The organism is Pantoea sp. RG18 (assembly GCF_025910075.1).
GTDB lineage: Bacteria > Pseudomonadota > Gammaproteobacteria > Enterobacterales > Enterobacteriaceae > Pantoea > Pantoea agglomerans.
This window is the reverse complement of record NZ_JAPCIL010000002.1, coordinates 608,927-633,313: the sequence shown is the minus strand read 5'-3', so window position 1 is coordinate 633,313 and position 24,387 is coordinate 608,927. Positions and strand designations below refer to the sequence as shown.

At 55.2% G+C, this 24,387-nt stretch carries 22 protein-coding genes; 4 read left to right on the top strand and 18 right to left on the bottom strand.

All coding sequences use genetic code 11. The annotated features are described in order from the left end of the window. The first annotated feature begins 14 nt into the window (after window positions 1–14). The 4 genes from OK409_RS03295 to OK409_RS03280 all read left to right on the top strand — a co-directional run bounded on the left by OK409_RS03295 (window position 15) and on the right by OK409_RS03280 (window position 2,963). Window positions 15–950, top strand: a complete 936-nt coding sequence (locus tag OK409_RS03295) for a LysR family transcriptional regulator (protein WP_264366744.1) — start codon at window positions 15–17, stop codon at window positions 948–950. Window positions 951–1,159: 209 nt separating this feature from the next. Next, window positions 1,160–2,158: an aldo/keto reductase gene (locus OK409_RS03290; protein ID WP_064691409.1), complete on the top strand. Its 999-nt coding sequence runs from the start codon at window positions 1,160–1,162 to the stop codon at window positions 2,156–2,158. Window positions 2,159–2,232: 74 nt separating this feature from the next. After that, window positions 2,233–2,550, top strand: a complete 318-nt coding sequence (locus OK409_RS03285; protein ID WP_010670815.1) for a type II toxin-antitoxin system RelE/ParE family toxin — start codon at window positions 2,233–2,235, stop codon at window positions 2,548–2,550. Window positions 2,551–2,630: 80 nt separating this feature from the next. After that, window positions 2,631–2,963, top strand: coding sequence for a HigA family addiction module antitoxin (locus OK409_RS03280; protein WP_010258577.1), 333 nt, complete (start codon window positions 2,631–2,633; stop codon window positions 2,961–2,963). 162 nt (window positions 2,964–3,125) lie between these two features. Here the strand turns inward: OK409_RS03280 and flhE are convergent, their stop codons facing one another. The 18 genes from flhE to otsB all read right to left on the bottom strand — a co-directional run bounded on the left by flhE (window position 3,126) and on the right by otsB (window position 24,044). Further along, complete coding sequence (gene flhE / locus OK409_RS03275; protein WP_010670816.1) at window positions 3,126–3,518, bottom strand: flagellar protein FlhE; 393 nt, start codon at window positions 3,516–3,518, stop codon at window positions 3,126–3,128. Beyond that, on the bottom strand, window positions 3,518–5,611 hold the full coding sequence (flhA, locus tag OK409_RS03270) for a flagellar biosynthesis protein FlhA (RefSeq protein WP_010258569.1): 2,094 nt from the start codon (window positions 5,609–5,611) through the stop codon (window positions 3,518–3,520). The genes flhE and flhA overlap by 1 nt, the downstream gene beginning before the upstream one ends. Continuing rightward, window positions 5,604–6,755 carry a flagellar biosynthesis protein FlhB gene (gene flhB, locus OK409_RS03265; protein ID WP_010258565.1) on the bottom strand — a complete coding sequence of 384 codons (1,152 nt, stop codon included), beginning with the start codon at window positions 6,753–6,755 and terminating at the stop codon, window positions 5,604–5,606. Before flhB ends, flhA begins: the two co-directional genes overlap by 8 nt. 188 nt (window positions 6,756–6,943) lie before the next feature. Beyond that, entirely contained in the window at window positions 6,944–7,585 is a 642-nt protein-coding gene (cheZ, locus tag OK409_RS03260) for a protein phosphatase CheZ (protein ID WP_003849160.1), read from the bottom strand. Window positions 7,586–7,594: 9 nt separating this feature from the next. Beyond that, entirely contained in the window at window positions 7,595–7,984 is a 390-nt protein-coding gene (cheY, locus tag OK409_RS03255) for a chemotaxis response regulator CheY (RefSeq protein WP_010258559.1), read from the bottom strand. Window positions 7,985–8,023: 39 nt separating this feature from the next. Further along, complete coding sequence (locus tag OK409_RS03250) at window positions 8,024–9,073, bottom strand: protein-glutamate methylesterase/protein-glutamine glutaminase (protein ID WP_010258555.1); 1,050 nt, start codon at window positions 9,071–9,073, stop codon at window positions 8,024–8,026. Beyond that, window positions 9,073–9,945 (bottom strand): protein-glutamate O-methyltransferase CheR, encoded by an 873-nt coding sequence (gene cheR / locus OK409_RS03245; RefSeq protein ID WP_010258551.1) that lies wholly within the window; start codon window positions 9,943–9,945, stop codon window positions 9,073–9,075. Before cheR ends, OK409_RS03250 begins: the two co-directional genes overlap by 1 nt. A gap of 80 nt (window positions 9,946–10,025) precedes the next feature. Continuing rightward, on the bottom strand, window positions 10,026–11,702 hold the full coding sequence (locus tag OK409_RS03240) for a methyl-accepting chemotaxis protein (RefSeq protein WP_010258548.1): 1,677 nt from the start codon (window positions 11,700–11,702) through the stop codon (window positions 10,026–10,028). A gap of 106 nt (window positions 11,703–11,808) precedes the next feature. After that, a complete protein-coding gene (locus OK409_RS03235) occupies window positions 11,809–13,371 on the bottom strand; it encodes a methyl-accepting chemotaxis protein (protein WP_010258545.1) in 1,563 nt (520 codons plus the stop codon). Between the two features lie 194 nt (window positions 13,372–13,565). Next, window positions 13,566–15,239, bottom strand: a complete 1,674-nt coding sequence (locus OK409_RS03230) for a methyl-accepting chemotaxis protein (protein WP_010670819.1) — start codon at window positions 15,237–15,239, stop codon at window positions 13,566–13,568. Window positions 15,240–15,400: 161 nt separating this feature from the next. Further along, a complete protein-coding gene (cheW, locus tag OK409_RS03225) occupies window positions 15,401–15,898 on the bottom strand; it encodes a chemotaxis protein CheW (RefSeq protein WP_010258541.1) in 498 nt (165 codons plus the stop codon). Between the two features lie 23 nt (window positions 15,899–15,921). Beyond that, window positions 15,922–17,904, bottom strand: coding sequence for a chemotaxis protein CheA (gene cheA, locus OK409_RS03220; protein WP_022625500.1), 1,983 nt, complete (start codon window positions 17,902–17,904; stop codon window positions 15,922–15,924). Window positions 17,905–17,915: 11 nt separating this feature from the next. Beyond that, window positions 17,916–18,857: a flagellar motor protein MotB gene (gene motB, locus OK409_RS03215; protein ID WP_010258536.1), complete on the bottom strand. Its 942-nt coding sequence runs from the start codon at window positions 18,855–18,857 to the stop codon at window positions 17,916–17,918. Then, window positions 18,854–19,741 (bottom strand): flagellar motor stator protein MotA, encoded by an 888-nt coding sequence (gene motA, locus OK409_RS03210; RefSeq protein WP_003849139.1) that lies wholly within the window; start codon window positions 19,739–19,741, stop codon window positions 18,854–18,856. The genes motB and motA overlap by 4 nt, the downstream gene beginning before the upstream one ends. Window positions 19,742–19,874: 133 nt before the next feature. Continuing rightward, on the bottom strand, window positions 19,875–20,453 hold the full coding sequence (flhC, locus tag OK409_RS03205; protein ID WP_010258532.1) for a flagellar transcriptional regulator FlhC: 579 nt from the start codon (window positions 20,451–20,453) through the stop codon (window positions 19,875–19,877). After that, window positions 20,450–20,803 carry a flagellar transcriptional regulator FlhD gene (gene flhD, locus OK409_RS03200; protein WP_010258528.1) on the bottom strand — a complete coding sequence of 118 codons (354 nt, stop codon included), beginning with the start codon at window positions 20,801–20,803 and terminating at the stop codon, window positions 20,450–20,452. The genes flhC and flhD overlap by 4 nt, the downstream gene beginning before the upstream one ends. A gap of 1,019 nt (window positions 20,804–21,822) precedes the next feature. Next, window positions 21,823–23,259: an alpha,alpha-trehalose-phosphate synthase gene (gene otsA, locus OK409_RS03195; protein WP_010258527.1), complete on the bottom strand. Its 1,437-nt coding sequence runs from the start codon at window positions 23,257–23,259 to the stop codon at window positions 21,823–21,825. Further along, a complete protein-coding gene (gene otsB / locus OK409_RS03190; protein WP_064691411.1) occupies window positions 23,256–24,044 on the bottom strand; it encodes a trehalose-phosphatase in 789 nt (262 codons plus the stop codon). Before otsB ends, otsA begins: the two co-directional genes overlap by 4 nt. Window positions 24,045–24,387 lie beyond the last annotated feature (343 nt).

Sequence of the window (24,387 nt, the reverse complement as noted above, 5' to 3'; positions counted from 1 at the left end):
AGCAGGATGGTGTTATGTCTGTAGCCGCGCACCTCATCAGCAGCCACCTTCCCTCCATAAAACAGTTGCAGTGCTTTCTGGCTGTTGCGCATGAGCTGAATTTTCGCCGGGCCGCAGAACGTCTCAGCATGACGCAACCTCCGCTTACCCGTCAGATTCAGAGTCTGGAAGATCTGCTGGGCCACTCGCTGTTCAACCGCACGACCCATGAGGTAACGCTCACCGATTCTGGCCGTGCGCTGGTCGCGAGGGCGGAAGCGATCCTGACTGCGCTGAATGCCCTGAAGCAGGATGCGCAGCCCGCCGCGGCACGACTACGCATCGGGCTGACCCGCACGCTGAACTTTGAACTGATTTCGCCACTTAACCGGCTGCTCGCCGCTTTTCATGCCAGCGAAGAGATGGAGATGCCCCGCCTGACCTCCCCTCAGCTTTTGCAAAGCCTGGCCAAAAACAGTCTGGATTTAATACTCACCGGAGAAAAGGGGTCGGATGCGGAAGACACCGTTCAGTACGCCTGGGTTTACCGTGAGCCGCTGCTGATAGCCATACCGTCGGCGCATCCTGCCAGTGTAGCGGAACGGGTCTCGCTGGAAGCGCTGGCCGATCTGCCGCTGTTCTGGTTTGCCCGCAGCGCCAATCCGCTGTTTTACGATAAATGCGAGCGCTACTTCGCCACGCTCAGCGTCACGCTGAAACGGGTGAGAGAGCCGGACGATTCCCTGCTGATGCTGTCGCACATCGCCAGAGGAAAAGGGTTCGCCCTGATGCCGCAGTCAAAATGCACCTTTAATCAGGCAGGTCTCTGTTACCGCCCGCTGACAGAAGATGTGGCACAGCCGCTGGCGATTGATGTTTACGCGGCGATTCGCGCCGATGAAAAAAATGAGGCCGTTCTCAATGCGCTGAGAGAACTCTCTCATCCCGGGGATGCGATAAAGTCCGCATGATGCCGCGCCGCTGAAACAGAGCGAAGCATCCCCCTCTTCTTACTTGTTAATCCCCGCTCAGCCTGTTGCTGCGAGCTTAGTGTATCGGCATGCCGGATATATCTCTGAAGGCCTTTCATCCGCCTGATACCTTTTTTGCATGACGGAAAGAGCAATTCATTGCTTTCACGCGGAGTGAAACAATCGCGTCTCACATACGAGGAGCGACAATGAAAAAGCGAACGTTAACTCAGGGTCTGGACGTCAGCGCAATCGGCTATGGCGCGATGGGGCTCAGCGAATTTTATGGTCAGACCGATGACCGTCATTCCCTGCAACTGCTCAATAAGCTGCGCGATCTGGATATCACCTTTATCGATACCGCCGATCTTTATGGGCGCGGTCACAACGAGCAGTTGATAGGTCAGTTTCTTGCCGGGCTCAATCAGGCCGAACGGCTGAAATTCACCGTGGCCACCAAATGTGGCATTGAACGTCCTGCTGATGCGGCCTATGCCCGCACCATCAACAATCAGCCGGACTACATTACCCGCTGCTGCCATGAATCATTGAAACGGCTGGGCGTTGAGCGTATCGATCTCTTTTATCTGCACCGGATCAGTCCGGCGACACCGATTGAGGAGAGCATGCAGTGTCTCAGCCGTCTGGTGCAGGAGGGAAAGATTGCCCGGATTGGGCTGTGTGAAGCGTCGGCTTCAACGCTGAATCGGGCGCAGGCGATCCATCCGCTGGCCGCACTGCAGACGGAGTATTCACTCTGGACGCGTGACATTGAAGAAGAGATTCTCCCTATGGTGAAAAAGCTCGGTATCGGACTGGTGCCCTATTCGCCGCTGGGCAGAGGATTCCTGACGGGTAAATACCGTAAAAACAGCGATTTTGCCGAGGGTGATTTCCGCAAAAACAATGACCGTTTCCGGCAGGAAAATATCGATCACAATCTCCAGCTTCTTAACGCGGTGACGCCACTGGCTGAGAAATATCACGCCACCACCGGGCAGATTGCGCTGGCCTGGCTACTGGCACAGTATGACAAAATTGTGCCGATACCGGGCACCAAACAGATCGCTTACCTTACTGAAAACGCGCAGGCCGCAGATATCGAGCTGGAAGAGGAAGATATCGCGATGCTGAACGCTGTTCATCAGCAGATTGAAGTTAAAGGCGGTCGCTACTCTGAGGAGGGAATGAAGGGGGTGAACGCCTGAATACAAACTACGCACTTGCGCACTGTGCATCGGTGCGTTAAATTGTTTTCAGTGTGATACAGGGAGGTAATGAGGTGGCGACGTTAAGGAATATTGAAAGTTTCAGGGATGACTGGCTTAAGGATTATTTTTTATATGGCAAATTTTCCAAAAGAATACCGTCAAGCCTCTCATCAGCGCTGGCGCGAAAGCTCGACATCATCAATGCGGCGATTAGCTATAAGGATTTAAAGTCGCCGCCAGGCAATCGTTATGAGGAACTAAACCCGCCTCTCAAGGGATATGCTTCAATCAGGGTCAATGAGCAATATCGGCTGATCTTTAAATGGATAGAAGGTAAGGCCGTTGACCTTTATCTGGATGCTCATAGCTATAAAACGCACAAGCGATGAAAACTGAGTCTGGCTGCATCAGGCGCTGTAAGACAGCATGTAACACATCAACCTCTGTCAGTAATAAAGAGAGCAAGACTATGAACCAGGCGACCCGCAAACCGACCACTGTCGGTGACGTATTACTTTACGAATATCTGGAGCCAACCGGCCTGAAGATTCTCGACTTAGCGGAGATGCTAAAAGTGCACCGCAACACGGTCAGCGCCCTGGTCAACAATAACCGGAAGCTGACGCCGGATATGGCTTTCAGGCTGGCTGCAGCCTTCGAAACCAGCGTTGAGTTCTGGCTTAATCTGCAAAACAGTGTCGATATCTGGGAAGTGATGCATGATGCCAGGGCACAGGAGGAGATCAGTCGCGTAACACCATTGAAGGATTTTCTGGTGCAGAAAGAGAATCAGCTGGCGTGAAAAGCTTTATAACGCACTGGTCATGACGGGATTTGAAACGGGCCAATTATCTGTCAGCCGCTGGGTCAGGGTTAGCATCGGTTTACAGCCAGGGTCATCACGTAACAAGGGAGCCAGGAGGCGATCTCCGGCTCGCCTTCAGTCAATTCAGCAACGATATCCTTACTCGTAATTGACCATCACTTCACTGCTCACCACCCGTAATCCGGGTGGCAGCGCCCCGCTTCCGGCGAAACCAAACACCATATGCAGGGTCTCACTGGCGCTCAGATGTGCCAGCCCGCGTGTGGTGCCGCTGGCCCCCTCCAGGGAAGTGCAGCGCTGTTCGCCGCACAAGCGCACCTGCAGGCCGGACGGAGCCGGTCTGCTCAGCTGGTAACGCCAGTTAATGACGCTGACCTCCCCGCCAATGTCGGCGGGCGGCGTCAGCGGCTGCGCCCGTTGCCAGCTGCCGCGGTTCGCCAGCAGCGGCCCATTGGCCGTGGCGCTCCAGGCACCACCGGCCGCCTGCGCCATCAGTGGCAGCATCACGAATGCCATCACCAGCCAGCGCATTATTTGCCTCCGATGGTGGCAGTCATACGGATCTGACGGTTGTCGCTCAGCTCCAGATTAGAGAGCACCACCAGCTGTGGCAGATTGCGGCGCAGGAAACGCGCCAGCAGCGCACGCAGCGGATGATTGACCAGCAGCACCGGCGGCGCGCCCAGCATCTCCTGACGCTGTAATGCCGCCTGTGCCTGACTTAACAGCCGATCGGCCAGACCCGGCTCCAGTCCGCCACCGCCCTGCAACGCCTGTAACAGCAGGCGCTCCAGCGTGGAATCGAGCCCGATAACCTGCACTTCGTCATTACCCGGGAACCACTGCTGAGTAATCGCACGGCCCAGCGCCACACGCACCACGCTGGTCAGCTCCTGCGGATCGCTCTGCACCGGCGCGTGTTCCGCCAGCGTTTCGATAATGGTGCGCATATCGCGAATCGACACCCGCTCCACCAGCAGGTTCTGCAGCACCTTGTGCAGGGTAGTCAGCGAGATCACACCCGGCACCAGATCTTCGGTCAGCTTCGGCATCTCCTGAGTCACACGATCCAGCAACTGCTGCGCTTCCTGACGGCCAAACAGCTCGCTGGCGAACTGGCCAATCAGATGGTTAAGGTGGGTTGCCACCACGGTACTGGCTTCAACCACGGTAAAGCCCTGAATCTGTGCCTGCTCTTTCAGCGCGCTATCAATCCAGACCGCCGCCAGTCCAAAGGCAGGATCAACGGTCGCTTCGCCTGGCAGACTTCCGGCAGCCGTGCCCGGGTTAATCGCCATCCAGCGGCCAGGATAGGCATCACCGCTGCCAATCTCCACCCCTTTCATCAGGATGCGATAGCGTGCCGGTGGCAGCTCCATGTTGTCGCGGATATGCACTACCGGCGGCAGGAAACCGACATCCTGGGCGACTTTCTTACGGATACTGCGGATACGTCCCAGCAGTTCACCATTTTGCTGATGATCGACCATCGGAATCAGGCGATAGCCCACTTCCATGCCCAGCGTATCTTCCAGTTGCACATCGGTCCACGACGCTTCGGTGGCGGCTGGCGTGTCCGCCGTTTTGGCGATGCCGCCCGTGACTTCCACTTTCTTCTTCGGCTGCATTTCGCGGCCGCGCAGCCACCAGGCCAGACCCAGTAAGGCGGCGGTGAACAGCAGGAAGACGAAGTTCGGCATGCCCGGCACCAGACCGAGCAGACCAATCACGCCGGCACTCAGCATCAGCACGCGCGGATCTTTGAACAGCTGGGTGACCATCTGCTCGCCGACATCCTGATCGGTGGCAACGCGCGTCACGATAACACCGGCTGCGGTAGAGATAACCAGCGCCGGGATCTGCGCGACCAGACCATCACCGATGGTCAGCAGCGTATAGGTCTCTGCGGCATGACCCACATCCATACCGTGCTGCACCACGCCCACCAGCAGGCCGCCGATGACGTTGATCACCATGATCATAATACCGGCGACGGCATCACCACGAACGAACTTACTGGCACCGTCCATCGAACCGTAGAAGTCCGCTTCCTGGGTCACTTCGGCACGGCGGCGTTTGGCGTCATCTTCACCGATCAGACCGGCGTTGAGGTCGGCATCGATCGCCATCTGCTTACCGGGCATCCCGTCCAGCACAAAGCGCGCGCCCACTTCGGCGATACGGCCGGCACCTTTGGTGATAACCATAAAGTTGATGATGACGAGGATGATAAACACCACGATACCGATGGCGAAGTTACCGCCCACCAGGAAGTGACCGAACGCTTCAACCACCTGTCCTGCCGCGGCGGCACCCGTATGCCCTTCCATCAGGATGATACGGGTTGAGGCCACGTTCAGCGCCAGACGCAGCAAGGTAGAGAACAGCAGAATGGTCGGGAACGCCGCAAACTCCAGGGTCCGCTGGGTGAACATCGCCACCAGCAGGATCATGATCGACAGCGCAATGTTAAAGGTGAACAGCAGATCGAGGATGAACGGCGGTAATGGCAGAACCATCATCGACAGGATCATCAGGATCAGTACCGGCCCGGCCAGCACCTGCCACTGCATATCTTTAAAGTTGCCCGGTAAACGTAGTTTTGCGGCCAGGTTATTAGCCATCGTTTTTGCTCTCTCCTGCAAAGTCCATCTCTGCCGGAACCGGCAGGTTTTTTGGTTTGGTTGGGATCAGGCCGCCTTCGCGCTTCCAGCGACGCGACTGCCAGACCCACGCCAGCACCTCGGCCACGGCGGCATAGAGCGCGCCGGGAATGTGCTGACCAATTTCAGTATGTCGGTATAACGCACGCGCCAGCGGCGGTGCTTCCAGAACCGGGATGCGGTGTTCGGCAGCCAGTTCACGAATTCTCAGGGCGATCTCACCTGCGCCTTTCGCCACCACTTTCGGCGCACTCATCTTCTTCTCGTTGTACTGCAGTGCCACCGAGTAGTGCGTCGGGTTGGTGACGATGACATCGGCTTTCGGCACATCCGCCATCATTCGGCGTCGCGCTGCGGCGCGCATCTGCTGGCGGATGCGCCCTTTAACGTGCGGGTCACCTTCCTGCTGCTTATGCTCGTCGCGGATCTCCTGCATCGACATCTTCAGCTTTTTAAAGTGGCTGTGCAGCTGCCAGAAGACGTCATATCCGACCATCGGGATCAGCCCCAGCATCACCAGCGAACAGCAGACCGCGATCATCTCCATGCCGTGAATCAGCGCGGTGACGGGCGCTTCGCTGATCAACCGCAGCATCTCGGGCCAGTGGCTCCAGATGTACCACCAGCCCACCGAGCCAACCAGAATAGTCTTGAGGATGCCTTTAAACAGTTCGGTCCAGGCCTGCGCCGCAAACATTCGCTTGAACCCAGCCATCGGGCTCATCTTCTTCAGGTCGAACTTGATCGATTTACCGCTGAAAACGATACCGCCCAGCAGCATGGGCGCGGCGATTGCCACCAGCACCAGACCGCCCATCAATGGCAGCAGCGCCATCAGTGCCTGCGTGATCAGGCTGCCGATGTGGCTGACGATAATTTTGTCATCTCTGACCATGCCGTGATCAAAACGGAGTCCGGTGGCGACCATCGCCGCCAGCCGGTGCGCCATCATGTTGCCGCCCATCCACAGGATCATGATGCCGGCCAGCAGCATCAGTACGGATGTGAGTTCGCGCGAACGCGGAATCTGGCCCTCTTCACGCGCTTTCTCAAGTCGGTGGGCCGTGGGCGATTCTGTTTTGTCTTCGTCGCTATCTTCAGCCACGACAAACCTCGGTTGGCAGGAATTCTGAGCATAGGATGCCAAATCTGGCTTAAGTTAAAGCGGAGATAAGATGAAGAAAACAGGCGTTCTTTCGGGGATGGGTCTGACAATGCGGAACGAGGCCACCCGAAGGTGACCCTGTTTATTATAACCTGCAGCTGTTTTGCCCGCCCGCAGGCGGACGAAACCTAGAACCCTAAGCTGTCCAGCAGGTCATCAACCTGATCCTGGTTCGCCACCACGCCCGGTGCATCGGCGTGAATCTGCGGCCCGTTCAGCAGGCTGGTGCCTTCCTGACGCTTCTCAGCGCTGACTTCTGGCATATTCTCCAGCAGCACCATTAACAGCTGGCGCTCAATTTCCTGGATCACATCCATCATGCGCTTGATCACCTGACCGGTCAGGTCCTGGAAATCCTGCGCCATCATGATTTCAAGCAGCTGCTTGTTGGTAAAGGCGGTATGCTCTGGCACGGCGGTGAGGAATGCGCGCGTATCCGTCACCAACTCCCGCGCATCACCCAGTTCAATCGGGTTCTCAAACCACTCATCCCAACGCCCTTTCAGCTGGGTTGCCCCGGCTTCCATCTTATCCTGATGGGGTTGTGCTGCTTCAACACAGTTCAACGCACGGTCAGCGGCCTGCGCCGTCATCTGCACAACATAATCCAGACGGTCGCGGGCATCAGGAATGGCTTCAGCCGCATCGGCTATGGCTTTATCCAGCCCCAGCTCGCGCAGGCTGTCGCGCAGCATGCGCGTCAGAGAGCCAATACGTGAAATGATGTCGTGTGCCGCGGCATCCTCAGTTGGTTTCGGAAAGTCGCTCATCACATCCCCTTACATGCCCAGTTTTTCGAAAATTTTACCCAGCTTTTCTTCCAGGGTTGCCGCAGTGAATGGCTTCACGACATATCCGCTGGCACCGGCCTGGGCGGCGGCGATAATGTTCTCTTTCTTCGCTTCCGCGGTCACCATCAACACCGGCAGCGAACTCATTGCCGCGTCGGCACGAATGGTCTGCAGCAGCTGCAGGCCATCCATGTTTGGCATGTTCCAGTCGGAAATCACGAAGTCGAAACCACCCGCTTTCAGTTTGCCGAGGGCGTCCACACCATCTTCCGCTTCTTCTACGTTATTGAAGCCCAGCTCTTTCAGCAGGTTACGCACAATACGACGCATCGTATTGAAGTCGTCTACTACCAAAAAGCGCATGTTTTTATCAGCCATATCTACTCCTGAGTTGTCTCGCCCGGCGGGACGGGCCTGTTAAATACGCAATGCCTGTCCGGCGCTAATTTTCGCCAGCATGTGCTGGCTGATGTTGCTTAAATCCACGACTTCGCTCACGCCGCCTGTGGCAATGGCCTCACGCGGCATGCCAAATACCACACAGCTGGCTTCGTTCTGGGCGATAGTCCAGGCGCCTGCCCGATGCATTTCCAGCATCCCGGCGGCACCGTCGTTGCCCATGCCGGTGAGGATGACCCCCACCGCATTTCGTCCGGCGTAAGTTGCCACCGATTTAAACAGCACATCCACAGAGGGTTTGTGCCGGTTAACCGGTGGTCCTTCATTCAGTTTCACCACATAGTTGGCGCCACTTCGGGCCAGCTCCATGTGCATTGCGCCTGGCGCGATGTAGGCATGGCCTGGCAGAATACGCTCACCATCTTCAGCTTCTTTCACCGTGATCTGACACAACTTGTTCAGACGCTCGGCAAAAGAGCGGGTAAAGCCTGGCGGCATATGCTGGGTAATCAGCAGTGCCGGGCTGGTCGCCGGTAACGGCTGCAGCACATGGCGAATCGCCTCGGTACCCCCGGTTGAGGAGCCAATCGCAATCAGCTTCTCACTACTCAGCAGCGGACCCGCTTTCAGCGTCGCCGGCACCGGCATCGCTGCACGGTTGTGCAGTCGGGCACGGGAGGCTGCACGAATTTTGTCGCCAATCATCTGGCTGTAAGACAGCATTCCTTCGCGAATACCGAGCTGTGGCTTGGTGACGAAATCCACCGCTCCCAGCTCCAGCGCGCGCAGGGTAATTTCAGAGCCTTTCCCGGTCAGCGATGAAACCATCACCACCGGCATTGGCCGTAACCGCATCAGTTTTTCCAGGAAATCGAGGCCATCCATGCGCGGCATTTCCACATCCAGCGTCAGCACCTGCGGATTGAACTGCTTAATCAAATCGCGGGCGACCAGCGGATCGGGCGCCGTAGCGACCATCTCCATATCCGGATGGCTGTTGATGATTTCAGTCATCAACTGCCGCATCAGCGCAGAGTCATCTACGCACATCACGGTGATTTTGCTCATCATCTTTCCTTCGTCAGTCCATAGACGGTTTGCCCGCGCAGCCAGAACTCTTTACTGATCTGACTGAAGTTTTCTGAGTGCCCGGCGAACAGAATGCCGCCCGGCTTCAGGAGCGGGACAAACCGACGCAGAATCTTCTCCTGCGTCTCTTTATCGAAATAGATCATCACGTTGCGACAGAAAATAGCGTCGAACTGACCCGGCAGCGCCCAGTCATTGGCCAGCAGGTTAAGCTGCGCGTAAGTGACCATATTGGTCAGCTCGGGACGCGCCCGCACCATACCGGCATGAGGACCGGTGCCGCGCAGGAAGTAGCGCTGCATTTGTGCGGGTGACAGCGTGCGCAGCTCCTCCTGGCGATAAACACCCGCCACCGCTTTTTCCAGCACCTGGGTGTCGATATCGCTGGCATGAACCTGGAACTTGCCCGGTCCGGTGCCCAGTGCTTCCGCCAGCGTCATGGCGATGGAGTAAGGCTCTTCGCCGGTTGACGCTGCGGTACTCCAGACGCTGAAGTTGCCCTGTCGCTTACGTGCATGCTCCGCCAGAATCGGGAAGTGATGCGCTTCGCGGAAGAACGCGGTCAGGTTAGTGGTCAGGGCATTGATAAACGCCTGCCACTCGGCACTGTTCGGATCGGACTCCAGCAGCGCCAGGTAGCGACCGAAATCATCGATATTCAGCGTACGCAGGCGACGAACCAGACGGTTGTAAACCATCTCACGCTTGTGATCGGCCAGTACGATACCGGCACGCTGATAGATCAGCTGGCTGATACGACGAAAATGCGTGTCGGAGAGCGGTAAACGCTGCACCATTTGCGACAGCAGCGTTGTCGTCTCATTTTGATCTAAAATTGTCGATTTTTTCATCTCTGCACCTGGCCCGAACTCAATACATTATTTGTCTGCTGCGATGCCCGGCGGCTCAATAGCGGCCGGGCCACGGGCGTTTAAAAGGTTTCCCAGTTGTCGTCGCTGCGGGTAGCAGGCGAACGACCAACGGCTAACGGTGCATCTGACTGGAGAGTTTTCATCGCCGTTGTCTTGTTAACGGCCTGAGCGACAAATTCTTTACCAATATTGAACACTGATACCGCTTGTTTTAAGTGACTTGCCTGATCTTCGAGCGCTGCAGCCGCTGCCGCTGACTCTTCGACCAGTGAGGCGTTCTGCTGGGTGACGCGATCCATCTCGGTCACGGCAAGCCCCACCTGGTCAATGCCACGGCTCTGCTCGTCTGACGCTGAGGCGATCTCACCCATGATGTCGGTGACGCGGGTGACCGCGCTGACGATGTTGCTCATGGTGTCACCGGCGCTCTCTACCAGCACCGAGCCGGTATTAACGCGGCTAACCGAATCTTCAATCAGACCTTTAATCTCTTTGGCGGCCTGGGCGCTGCGCTGCGCCAGGCTGCGCACTTCACCGGCAACGACCGCAAAACCGCGACCCTGCTCACCGGCACGCGCCGCTTCAACGGCCGCATTCAGCGCCAGGATGTTGGTCTGGAAGGCGATGCCATCAATCACACTGGTGATATCGGCAATCTTTTTGGAACTGCCCGCAATTTCTTTCATGGTGGTGACCACGCCATCCACCACTTTGCCGCCCTGCTGCGCGGTTTCAGAGGCGGTCAGCGCCAGCTTGGACGCCTGACGGGCGTTTTCGGCATTCTGCTTCACGGTCGCGGTGAGCTGCTCCATGCTGGCAGCGGTCTGCTCCAGCGAAGCGGCCTGCTGTTCGGTACGCGAAGAGAGATCGTTATTGCCGATGGAGATTTCGCTCGCACCGGTATAGATGGCATCAGAGCCGTCTCGAACGGTACGCACGGTACGGACCAGCTCCTGCTGCATGTGCTGCAGCGAAGTGAGTAACTCCCCGATTTCGTTACGCACGCTAATCTCAACCGGCTGGGTCAGATCGCCCCGTGCGATGTGCTGGATATGCTCAATGCTCTGACGCAGCGGACGGATCAGCACCGAGCGCATCACGTTCCACACCAGGATAATCATCAGCAAGGTCACTGCCAGCGTGGCGATAACGATAGTGATGGAGCGGGTATACGCGTGCTGGTTAGCTTCCACACCCTGCTGAGACAGCGCTTTATTGTGCTCAAGCCACTCGCTGTAATCTTTCTGGAACTTGTCCTGGTAGCTCTGGGTCGGCTGATCCACAAAACCTTTGAAGTTGCCGGCGGTGAAGAAGACCATCAGTTCCGCCAGCGCATCGTGATAGGCCTTGTAGTTCGCCTGTAACGCCCGGACGTTTTCGGCCGTTTTGCCTTCTTCTGACAGGTTATCGTTGAATATCTGATAGCTGACTTCAGCCTGCTTCAGCTCCTCGCCCGCCAGGGCGACCAGCTCTTTCACGCTGGCACCCGAGCCCGACATCTGTGCATCCTGCAGAAAACGGATACCGGCGCGGTTAAGGGTATTGCGCGCCTGAACCAGCGAAACCCATGAGGTGCCCATCGCCTGTTGCAGAGTATTCAGGCGTTGGTTGTAGGCAAAATTCTCTTTATCTGAACTGACAGTTTTGAAAAACATTCCGCCGGAAAACAGCTGCAGCAGCGCAAACAGCGCCAGCACACACAGCAGGCCGGAGACGACTCGTACTCGACTAAACATAAACACCTCATTGGTTGGCGATTCGTGTGTATTTATCGGCGGAGACGGGGGGAACTTTATGCATGGCGACGGCTTTACGCCGCCGCCATGTTGAAAGAGGAAAAAATCAGGCGCGGGAAATTTTGAAAACGGAGACGGCCTGGGTCAGGACGCTGGCCTGCTGCTCCAGTGCGGCCGCAGCGGCGGCAGACTCCTCAACCAGCGAGGCGTTCTGCTGGGTCACGCGATCCATTTCGGTAACGGCCAGACCGACCTGCTCGATACCGCGGCTCTGCTCATCGGAAGCCGAGGCGATCTCACCCATGATGTCGGTAACGCGGGTCACGGCACCCACAATCTCATTCATGGTGCTGCCGGCGCTTTCAACCTGCAGTGAACCGCTGTTGACGCGTGACACTGAGTCTTCAATCAGGCCTTTAATCTCTTTCGCGGCCTGGGCGCTGCGCTGGGCCAGACTGCGCACTTCACCGGCCACTACCGCAAAACCGCGACCCTGTTCACCGGCACGCGCCGCTTCAACCGCCGCATTCAGCGCCAGGATATTAGTCTGGAAGGCGATGCCGTCGATCACGCTGATAATGTCCGCGATCTTCTTCGAGCTGCCGGCGATCTCTTTCATGGTTGTGACCACGCCATTCACCACTTTACCGCCCTGCTGCGCGGTTTCGGAGGCGGTCAGCGCCAGCTGGGATGCCTGACGGGCGTTGTCAGCATTCTGCTTCACCGTGGCAGTGAGCTGCTCCATGCTGGCAGCGGTCTGCTCCAGCGAAGCGGCCTGCTCTTCGGTGCGGGCCGACAGGTCGTTGTTACCGGCGGCGATTTCGCTGGCACCGGTAAAGATGGCATCAGAGCCGTCACGCACATTCCCCACCGTCATCACCAGCGACTGCTGCATCTCATGAATGCCTGCTGCCAGCTGGCTCATCTCATTACGCCCCTCAACCACAATCGGCTGGGTCAAATCGCCGGAGGCAATAGCGCGTATCTGTGCCAGCAGCTGTTGCAGCGGCTGAATCAGCACCTGACGCAGGCCAAACCAGCAGGTAATAATCACCGCAAGCACCGCAACACCAATCGCGGCCAGCAGCCACATCATCTGTTTAAAGGCTTTCTGGTTCTGCTCCATTCCCTGATCGGAAAGCTCAGTCTGACGCGCACGCCATTTGTTGTAACTCTCCTGCATCGCGACCTGTTTCTGCTCAATGTTCTGTTTAAACATCCCTTCCAGGTCACGCGCCTGCAGACTTTTTACCATCGCCTTCAGGCCGTTTTCGTAGTTAGCGTAATCGGCTTCAAGCGTGTCGCCCATGGTTTCGTCAAGACCCGACGTGGTTGGCAGATGGTAATAGATTTTAAAGTGGCGATCGGCTTCCGCTAACTGGGTATTGGCTTTGTTGATCAGCTCATCAAGCTGACCGCCGTTCATCTGCGAGGCCATGCTGGTCTGTAAGCGCAGCATGCCGCGGTTCAGCGTGGTACGGCTGTTGTTCAGTGAAATATAGGCGTCAGTCATCTCGGTGACATTGCGATTAGAGACCTGCGACAGCGCAAAGGACTCTTTGTCTTTATTGAGGGCTGACCAGAAAAGGCTGCCAGCGACTAACTGGAGCGCGCCAAAGATGACCAGGACTGCGATTAAACTGGTCACCACTTTTATTTTTTTTAACATCTTGTTCCCCTGCAGGTTAATTTAGGTGCAGCGGCTATATCGGCGATGTAACAGGATTAATTAACGCTATTCAGCGCTTTCAGGAGAGAAGTGGCTTTTGTAATTATTTTTATCAGCATGAGCTGCTGAGTTTGGCTTTACGCAGAGGAATCGCGAGGGGTTGCTGCGCATCCCGCAGGATGCGCAGCGTGACATCAGAAGGTTTCCCAGTGAGTATCACTGACCGGCGCCGTCAGGGCTTTGCGTGGTGCCAGCGCCGCCGTAGCGGGTGCGGCAATCGGCAGATGCTTTGTCAGCGTCTGCTGCAAGGCGCCGCGTTTAATTTTGAAGACCGACACTGACTGACTTAACCGGCTGGCCTGATCTTCCAGCGAGGCGGCTGCCGCAGCGGACTCTTCCACCAGCGAGGCGTTCTGCTGGGTAACGCGATCCATCTCAGTGACCGCCTGCCCGACCTGATCGATACCGCGACTCTGCTCGTCCGACGCCGAGGCGATTTCACCCATGATGTCGGTGACGCGCGTAACCGCACTGACGATATCGCTCATGGTTTCCCCGGCGGTGCCGACCAGTTGCGAACCGACATTGACCCGGTTCACTGAGTCATCGATCAACCCTTTGATCTCTTTTGCCGCCTGGGCGCTGCGCTGCGCCAGATTACGCACTTCGCCCGCGACCACGGCAAAACCGCGACCCTGCTCGCCGGCACGCGCCGCTTCAACGGCGGCGTTAAGCGCCAGAATATTAGTCTGGAAAGCAATGCCATCAATCACGCTGGTGATATCGGCAATCTTCTTCGAGCTGCCAGCGATTTCGCTCATGGTTTTCACGACACCCGCCACCACGTTGCCGCCTTTTTCTGCGGTTTCTGAGGCGCTGAGTGCCAGCTGTGACGCCTGGCGGGCGTTTTCGGCGTTCTGTTTCACCGTGGCTGTGAGCTGCTCCATGCTGGCCGCCGTCTGCTCCAGTGACGCAGCCTGCTGTTCTGTGCGGGCAGAAAGATCATTGTTTCCGGCAGAGATCTCGCTGGCACCGGTGAAAATCGCATCCGAGCCGTCACGCACATTGGTCACCGTGCGCACCAGTGACTGCTGCATGTCATGCAGACTGGCCGCGAGCTGAGTCATCTCATTGCGCCCTTCCACCACAATCGGCTGGGTTAAATCGCCCTGGGCGATATGCTGAATGTGATTAATGCTGCTGTTGAGGGGTGTCATCACGATTTTGCGCAGTCCAAACCAGCAGAGCACGATCACCGCGACCACGACGGCCATGATGGTGGAGAGGATCCACATCATACGGCTGTAAGCAGAACTGTTCTCTTCAACACCAAGCGTAGTCAGGCGATTCTGATCGGCTCGCCATTCACGGTAAAGCGTCAGAAACGCACTCTGGCTTGGCGCCACCGGGGCTTTACCGGCCGCAATCAGATCGTTTGCCTGTAGCGCCGTCTGCAACTGATCCAGCGCAGCGCCATAGTCGCTGTAGCGCTGCTCCAGCTGGTTGTTTAACTCACTATTCTGTCCCGGCGTATCGGGTGTCTCTTTAAAGACTTTGAAAAAACCGGCGGCCGCCTGCTGAAAGTTTTTGCTGTCGTCAAACAGCGTGGCGACATCGGCCGTTTTGCCTTCCAGCTTACTGGTGGCGAAACGCAGCTGAATACGGGTCAGCAGCACCCGGCTCTGGTTAAGACTCATATAGGCGTCGTTGAGCGACTGCGTATTTTGCATCGCCAGCTGCGACACGGCGAAGCTTTGCTTGTCGTGGCTTAATGCGGAGTAGAAAACAGAACCGGAGAAGGCCTGTAACAGCCCAAACACCAGCAACACCAGTAACAGGCTGGTGACAACACGGATTTTCGTTAACATGAGTAACCCTGAAGAAAGTAGGTAATTAAAGTGACTGAGGGATTATCGGCAGGTGACAGCGGGAAATTAGAGTGCAATGCGGCTTTATTCTATGAATAGAAAGGAATTATCGCTCAGTGAAACTATCACGGGCCAGCCATAACCGGCCCGTGATGATTCAATTACGCGCTACGCAGGTTATCCACCAGCGCCATCTCGTCGCTGCTCAGCAGCTTCTCAATGTCGACCAGAATCAGCATGCGATCGCCCAGCGCACCCAGACCGGTCAGGTACTCGGTGGACATGGTCACAGCGAACTCAGGTGAAGGACGGATCTGATCCTGGGTCAGCGACAGCACATCAGAGACGCCGTCAACCACGATACCGACCACGCGATTTTCCAGATTCAGCACGATAACCACGGTGTTTTCATTGTACTCAACATCGGGCTGCGCAAACTTCACGCGCAGATCGATAATCGGCACGATAACGCCGCGCAGGTTAGTGACGCCGCGGATAAATTCAGGGGTATTTGCGATACGTGTTACCTGATCGTAACCGCGAATTTCCTGAACTTTGAGGATATCGATGCCGTACTCTTCGTCGCCCAGCGTGAAGACCAGAAACTCCTGACCCACGGTTTCGCCAGCGATTTTTGTCACGGTTGCCATTCCATTCATGTTATTTACCCTTTCGTTATCAATCAGGCGGCAGCGCCAGCCACACGTTTTTCACGGTTAAGTGATTGCAGTGCTGAAACATCAACAATCAGCGCCACGCTACCATCGCCAAGAATGGTGGCGGCAGAGATGCCCGGCACTTTGCGATAGTTACTTTCCAGGTTCTTCACCACCACCTGATGCTGGCCAATCAGCTGATCGACCAGTAGCGCGTAACGTTTGCCCGCGCTTTGCAGGATTACCACAATGCCCTGAGTGGCCTCGGTTTTGGCATCCTGCACATCAAAGACGTTCCACAGCTCGACCAGTGGCAGATATTCGCCACGCACTTCCAGCACGCACTCGCCACCGGCCAGCGGTTTCAGCTCTTCGGCGCGCGGTTGCAGCGACTCCATCACCGCATTCAGCGGCAGAATAAAGACTTCATCGGCCACACGAACGGACATCCCATCAAGGATGGCCAGGGTCAGCGGCAGCAGGATACGAATGGTGGTGCCTTTGCCCTGCTTCGAGGCGATTTCAACGTGACCGCCCATCTCCTGAATATTTCGTTTCACCACGTCCATACCGACGCCGCGTCCTGAAACATCTGTCACCTGCTCTGCGGTGGAGAAGCCCGGTGCGAAGATCAGCATGCCGACCTCTTCGTCGCTCATGTTCTCGTGAACCGGCAGGCCCGATGAGAGGGCTTTAGCCAGAATACGTTCACGGTTCAGACCGGCACCATCATCAGACACTTCAATGCAGATGTTGCCGCCCTGATGTTCCGCTGAAAGCGTCAGGTTACCGGTTGCCACTTTACCGGCCACCAGACGTTTTTCTGGCGTTTCGATACCGTGGTCAAGGCTGTTACGCACCAGGTGCGTTAATGGATCGATGATGCGTTCAATCAGGCTCTTATCGAGTTCGGTTGAGCTGCCCAGCAGCGTCAGTTCGACCTCTTTGCCGAGTTTGCTGGCCAGGTCACGCACCAGACGCGGGAAGCGGCTGAAGACATATTCCATTGGCATCATACGAATCGACATCACCGATTCCTGCAGATCGCGGGCGTTACGCTCCAGCTGACCCATGCTGTTCAGCAGGTCACCGTGCGCGACCGGATCGAGTTCGCCGGAACGCTGAGCGAGCATTGACTGGGTAATCACCAGTTCGCCCACCAGGTTGATCAGCTGATCGACTTTCTCCACCGCAACACGGATGCTGGTGGATTCGCTCGATTTGGCAGGTGCCGCGACGCGCTTACTTTCACGCTTCACTGCGGCCACCGGCAGTTCGGTGACGGTGGCGGTGTGAACGTCTTCCACCACCGGTTCGGCCTCGGCTGCAACAGCAGCTGGCGCGGCAACGGCTTCGTCTGCTGCCGGGAAGCGGATCTGTGCTTCGTCGATGACGAAGCAGAGCACCGCCACGATGTCATCTTTACCGACGCCATCAATGCAGACATCCAGCGTGGTGCTGCCTTTCTGTACGTTGGTCAGGGTGCCGAGATTACTCATCTCTTCCAGCATCAGATCGACCTCTTTCTCTTTGAGATCGATCAGCTGTACACGCAGGCCGCTGGTGCTAGCCGGTTCTGCGCTGGCAGTGGCAACACTGGCCGGAACATCAACCGGCAGACCTTTGGCCTCTAGCGCCAGCTGGCGCAGCGCTTCACAGATATATTTGAAGCTCTCCGCGTTAGGCTCCTGCGCGGTTTTATAAGCATCGAGCTGTTCCTGCATAATATCTTTGGTTTCCAAAAACAGGTTGATGATGTCGGTGCTGAGCTGCATCTCGCCGCGACGAGCACCATCCAGAATGTTTTCCAGGATATGAGTCGTTTCCTGTAATACCGTAAAACCAAAGGTTCCGGCCCCACCCTTAATGGAGTGAGCGGCACGGAAGATGGCGTTAAGCTGTTCCGAATCTGGCTCCTGCGGGTCTAAGCCCAACAGGTGTTGTTCCATATCCGCTAATAGCTCATCGGCTTCATCAAAAAACGTCTGGTAAAAATCGCTGATGTCCATACTCACGGGAATCACCTCGGCTGTGAGGGGGCTGCTGTATTCACCGCGCCGCCTGGTGTTGCAGGTGCGGTAATCTGTTCAATGGCCGCCGGATCGCTGATCTGGACGGCATCACTTTCTGCGTTCTCTTTTTCTATTGCCGCTTCGGTGTCGTGGTTCAACACCAGCAGGCTGATGCGGCGGTTAACGGCGTCATTACCGCCACGATTTTTCAGGCGCATGGTGTCGGCCATACCCAACACCCGTAAAATTTTTCCGCTGTCTAAGCCGCCCATCACCAGTTCACGGCGTGAGGCGTTAGCACGGTCTGTCGACAGTTCCCAGTTGCTGTAGCCTTTGTCACCGCTGGCATACTGAAAATCATCGGTATGTCCGGCCAGGCTGATGCGGTTCGGAATGTCGTTAAGGACTGGCGCTATCGCACGCAGAATATCGCGCATATAGGGCTCAACCTCGGCCCGACCGGTCTTAAACATCGGGCGATTCTGGCTGTCGATAATCTGAATACGCAGCCCCTCTTCCACCATGTTGATGATCAGATGCGGGCGCAGCGCTTTCAGACGCGGATCCGCTTCAATCAGCTGGTCGAGCTTTTCACGCAGCCGGTTAAGACGAATCTCATCCAGCTTGCGTTTCTGGGCGTCCATATCGACGACTTTGTTCACTTCGCCAATCTTTTTAGTCGGATCATCACCGCCGCCGGGGATCGGGCTCTCGCTGTCGCTGCTGCGCGCCCCGCCGGTAATCGCTACCTTCAGCGGTGTTTTGAAGTAGTCTGCTATCTGCACCAGCTCCTGCGGGTTGGCGATTGAGAGCAGCCACATCACCATAAAAAAGGCCATCATCGCCGTCATAAAGTCGGCGTAGGCAATCTTCCACGATCCGTGGCTGCCTTCATGGCCTTTATGTTTGCGCTTTTTGATCAGCACAATTGGGCGATTGCCGTGTTTCATGAAGCCTCGTCTGAAGTCTGTTTAGCCGGGTTCTTAGCGTTACGTACGTGCTCTTCCAGTTCGCTGAACGACGGGCGCTCGGCGGAATAGAGTGTCTTACGACCAAATTCCACCGCAATCTGCGGCGCGTATCCGTTCAGGCTCGACAGCAATGTCACCTTAATGCACTGCATCATCTTGGTGGTTTCCGCACACTTCTGACGCAGCACTGACGAGAGTGGAGAGACAAACCCGTACGCCAGCAAGATGCCCAGGAAGGTGCCCACCATCGCATGCGCGACCAGCGCACCGAGTTCAGCGGCCGGACGATCGGCCGAAGCCAGTGCATGGACCACGCCCATTACCGCGGCGACGATACCGAATGCCGGAAGACCATCACCCACTGCAGCAATACTTTGCGCTGGTACGTCACACTCGTGTTCGTAGGTCTCAATCTCTTCATCCATCAACGCTTCGATTTCAAAAGCGTTCATGTTGCCGCTCACCATCAGGCGTAAATAGTCAGTAATAAAATCCACTAACTGTTTATCGGCAAGAATGCGGGGATAATTAGCAAAAATTTCACTCTGGCTGGGATCTTCAATATCGCGTTCCAGCGATAACATACCCTGCTGACGCGACTTCGCCATCAGGCGATAAAGCAGCGCCATCAAATCCATGTAAACCGCTTTGTTGTACTTGGAGCCGCGAAATAATTTAGGCAGCGCCTTCAGCGTTTTTTTAATCGACTTACCGTTGTTGCCGACTAAAAAAGCACCGGCACCGGCACCGCCGATCATTAATAATTCGGCTGGCTGATAAAGCGCGCCCAGATGGCCACCTACCAGCGCATATCCGCCCAACACGGAGCCTAAAACAATCAGGTAACCTATAATTATCAGCACAAAAAAATCCTTACGTCCGTAACGTGTTGGTGGAAGTTAAGCCAGAGAGCCGCAGATGTTATTCCTGAACCGCAAGCAAAAAAAAAGCAGCGGTATTAACCGCTGCTGGATGGCTTCCACAGTGCGAACAAACTTAAACGGCGTGTTTAACCTGTTCATCCAGCAGTTGTGGAAACATATCGGCAGGTTCTGCAGAAAGTTTACGTCTTTTTACTGCCCGTGATGGTGGCTGGCACAGGCTGCAGGTAAAGCTGCCAACCGGCTGATGCGCATGATTAATAAAGCTGCCGTTGCAGCTTTTACAATCTGCCAGTTCCAGCATACCGCTATCAACGAATCGGACCAGGGTCCAGGCACGAGTCAGCGCCAACAGCGGGCCCTCGTCCGATTGAGGACACTGTTCAAGATACAGGCGGTAAGCTTTAATCACGGCATCGACGCCGCTGCACAACCCGGTTTTCAGCAAAAACTTCCAGGCGTTACAGAACATAGAAGCATGAATGTTCTGCTCCCACGTCATAAACCAGTCCGTAGAGAACGGCAGCATACCTTTCGGTGGCGGACTGCCACGTAATTCTTTATAGAGCTTGATGAGACGACCGCGGCTCAGCTGGGTTTCGCTCTCAAGCATCTGTAAGCGGGCACCTAATGTGATGAGCTCCATCGCGAGATGAATATCACGTGCTTCCTGAACAATACTTTTCTCACTCATGACATTGCTCTCTTTTTAGCAGGTGCATCATCTTTAGACGCATTACGCAGTAAACGGCTCGATAATAAAATGCCGGTGTGGATTTGTTGTAAATCATCCACGCGTGATTCCTGCGTCAGGCGATTAATGGTGCTGCTATCGGTAAAACGAAACTGGCAAACCAGTTGATTGGTTTCCGCCATTTTTACCATCTCAGGCAATGTTAATTCAGATAATGCATTCGCCATTTTCTCGTCAATTCCGAGGCGAAACATTGCAGAAGCTTTATCCTGGTTAATTAAACGCTGCGCAAGCAGTAAATAAGACAAGTTGAGATCGTAAATATGTTTCAGTACTTCAGAGGTGCCCATTATTTTTCCATCCTGAGAGATGCGACGTAACTGTATCGCAGAATAAATCTGCGGTTCGAGCTGCTGTTTGTTAAATCAAAAGATGGCAAAAAAAACTTTATGTAACGTTAATGTCACCGTTTTCGCCTTCCATTTTTGTGTGGGTTTCAGACCCACCGAAGGTCGAAAATCCATGCCATTTTATTTTCGAGTTCTGGACATCTTCCGTGACGTCTTCTTACATTTTTTAGGACTATTCCGAAAACAACGCAAATCTATATCGTCTGATTTCGACATACAACGACAGTGATGTGAAATTTTAGATAAAGTGTGACGCAGATCACACTTTTAACGCAAATTTCTTCAGCAACCCTTTACCATTACTTACCGACTGGTCATTTTTTGAGCAAAAAAGACCGATTTTAAGTCCAATTGGTCCTGAGAAAGGTTTAATAGGGGGTAAAAGCATCGCTATTCGACGCTTTGCGCAGTCCGGAATGAATATCGGGTGTTAATCGTTTTAACACCCTATTTAGAACCACCCAAAGAAAGGTTATCAGCATATTATGCTGCTGCGACCTGCAGGTATTTGCTTTTAAATTAGTTACTTAAGGGGAGTATCGCAGAGGGTGAGTAATGAAATCGTTAAGGTTTATACGGCAGCAGGTCAGATTTCTGGCAACCTGACGTTAACAGTGGTGGCGGGTTGTACAGACTCTGATTCCCACTGTAACAAGGGGTTATATAAGAAAGTCGAATGAATTAACGAAGGGTTATGCGTTGGCACTATCACTATCGGCAGTCTGAAGAGAAACTTGAGTAAAGAAGGTAAAGAAAGCGGCAGGGGCTGACAGGACGGGGATTTCCGGGCTTACCTGCATTTATCGGGCCACTCCGGGCAGCCACTGACGTTATCAGCGTAGAATCGTAACAAACGGTCATTAACAGATAGCAGGCGAGTTTTCTGTGATCTGGACCGAAAAAAAAGCAGCGACGCCGTAGAGGCGCCGCTGCTTTCATAACCTGAGTCAGAACAGATATCAGGCGAGTTTTGGGAAGGTCGCGACCTTGTTAACCGTGTTGTGGTCAACGCTGCGCGGTTCAATGCGCTCCAGGTCTTTCAGGAAGCCTTCACGCCAGGCGGTAATATCATTTTTACGCAATACCGCCATCATGTCGTTGTAGCGTGAAATCCTTTCGGTACGCGGCATAGTAATCGCCTTATCCAGCGCGGCGGCCACTTCATCACGGTCATACGGATTCACAATCAGCGCGGAGGTGAGCTCGTTAGCCGCACCCGCAAAGCGCGACAGCACCAGTACACCGGGATCATCAGGGTCCTGCGCAGCCACGTACTCTTTCGCCACCAGGTTCATACCGTCACGCAGCGGCGTAACCAGACCGACATCGGTCAGACGGAAGATTTTCATCAGCAGTCGACGGTCAAAATGCTGGTTAAGGTAGTAGAGCGGGGTCCAGCCCAGCGTACCGTATTTACCGTTGATGCGCCCTGCTTCGGTCTCCAGCTGATGACGGATATCCTGATACGCCTGCACATCGCCGCGCGAGGTCGGTGCAATCTGCGAGTAGCGAATTTTGCCGCGATGCTGCGGGAAGTTTTCCAGCAGCGCTTCATAGGCAAGAAAACGCTCAGGCAGACCTTTGGAATAATCAAGACGTTCGCAGGCAATAATATTGCGTGCATCGCCCAGCTCTTTCTTCATGGCGGCCATTTTCGGTGGCAGCGGCCCTTCGGCCATCTCTTTAATACTGTCTGGCTCAATCCCGATGGGATAAACCTCAGTCATAAAGGTGTTGCCAAAGGCGCGATGTTTTTTGTCGCCCTTATTCTGCAGCTGAGTGAGCTGGCTGACGCTGTCGAGGAAGGCCACCCGATCCGATTCGGTCTGGAAACCCAGCAGGTCATATTCGCACAGCATTTCCAGCAACTCTTTGTGCGGCGGCAGCGCATTGAATATTTCAGGCGTCGGGAACGGAATATGCAGGAAGAAGCCGATGCGGTTATTAATGCCCGCCCGACGCAACGCGGCTGCAAACGGTAAAAAGTGATAATCGTGGATCCAGACAATATCATCCGGCTTGATCAGTGGTTTTAAACGCTGTGCCACCGCATCGTTAACGTCGCAATACCCTTCCCAGGCTTCCCGCTGGAACTGAACCAGGTCAAGGCGATAATGGAATGCGGGCCAGATGACAGTGTTTGAGAACTGGCAATAGTAGAGATCGTAATCGTTCTGGCTCAGCGGGAACGAGGCATACTCAATACCTTCATGTTCCTGAACCGTGACTTCTTCTACCTCTTCGCCTGTGTACTCGCTGATTTCACCGTTCCAGCCAAACCACAGTCCACCGGTGCTTTTCAGTGCATCGAGAATACCGACGGCCAAACCGCCAGCGCTGGTTTTTGACCCATCGGGCATGGCGACACGGTTAGATACAACCACTAAACGACTCATAACCTAAACTCCTTACCGACGTTGTCTTGATCTGATAGTAATAATGTTCTTTCCAGCCAGCCGTAAACCGCATCGACATCATGAAGCCGATAATGGGCCTGGGTGGAACCTTCTCCGACTTTGATCGAGACGCCCTGCCGTGCGTTCACGGCCAGAAAGCCCTTCTCATCCGTCAGATCGTCGCCAATAAAGACCGGCGTACGTCCGGCAAAAGGGGGCTGCTGCATAAAGTCGCTGATTGCGGCGCCTTTATCGATACCTGCCGGTTTAATCTCTACCACACATTTCCCCGGCTGAAGCGCCAGTCCGGGAAAACGTTTCACTGACTGTTCAGCCAGTCGCATCACATCCTGCTCATGCTGCATCGCCTGGCGGTAGTGAAGAGCGAAAGCCATGCCTTTTACCTCCAGCTGGGTGCCAGGCCAGGATGCCATAGCATTCTGCAATTCCGCCCTGAGCGATTGCTCCACCTCGACCGGCAGGCTGATGCGTTGCAGATTACCCTCTGCATCACGGCGCTCTGCACCATGTACGCCCGCAGCCGGGCCGTGCCAGGGAGCGGCCAGCGCATCGAGTTGTTCTATAGGTCTGCCGGAGACCAGCGCCAGCGCGCCCTGCGAGAGTGCAGAGAGCTGCTGCAGTTGCGCGATGACCTGCTCAGGAATAAATACCGCTTCGGGACGGGACTGAATCGCTGCCAGCGTGCCGTCGACATCAAAAAAGAAGGCGTACTGCCCGCCGCTTAATGTCGGGTACCTGGCATGGGTGTCTGCCGCTTGGGTCACGTTGCTTCTCCTGAAAATCGAATTTTAATAAAACATTGAGTTAAAACAAGAATGTCCTGACGCAGTCAGGTCAGCAAGCGGGAAATTCTGATAAAGCGGTGATTGAGGGATAAAACGCGGTAACGGGATAGGTCACTCTCCTCAAACTTGCAAGCGCATTGCTGACAATACTGGCTAACTGAGAACATCTTCACAGTAAGTGTAGTCATTAACAGGGGTTATGCCAGAAAGATGCAGGTTTCATGCCAGCCGCTGCGGTTAAGTCAGCATAAAAGCACCATTCAATTCTGCTTCGCTTCTGATGTTCAGGCCGGACACGATCCGCTGCTGACTGGAGTCACGC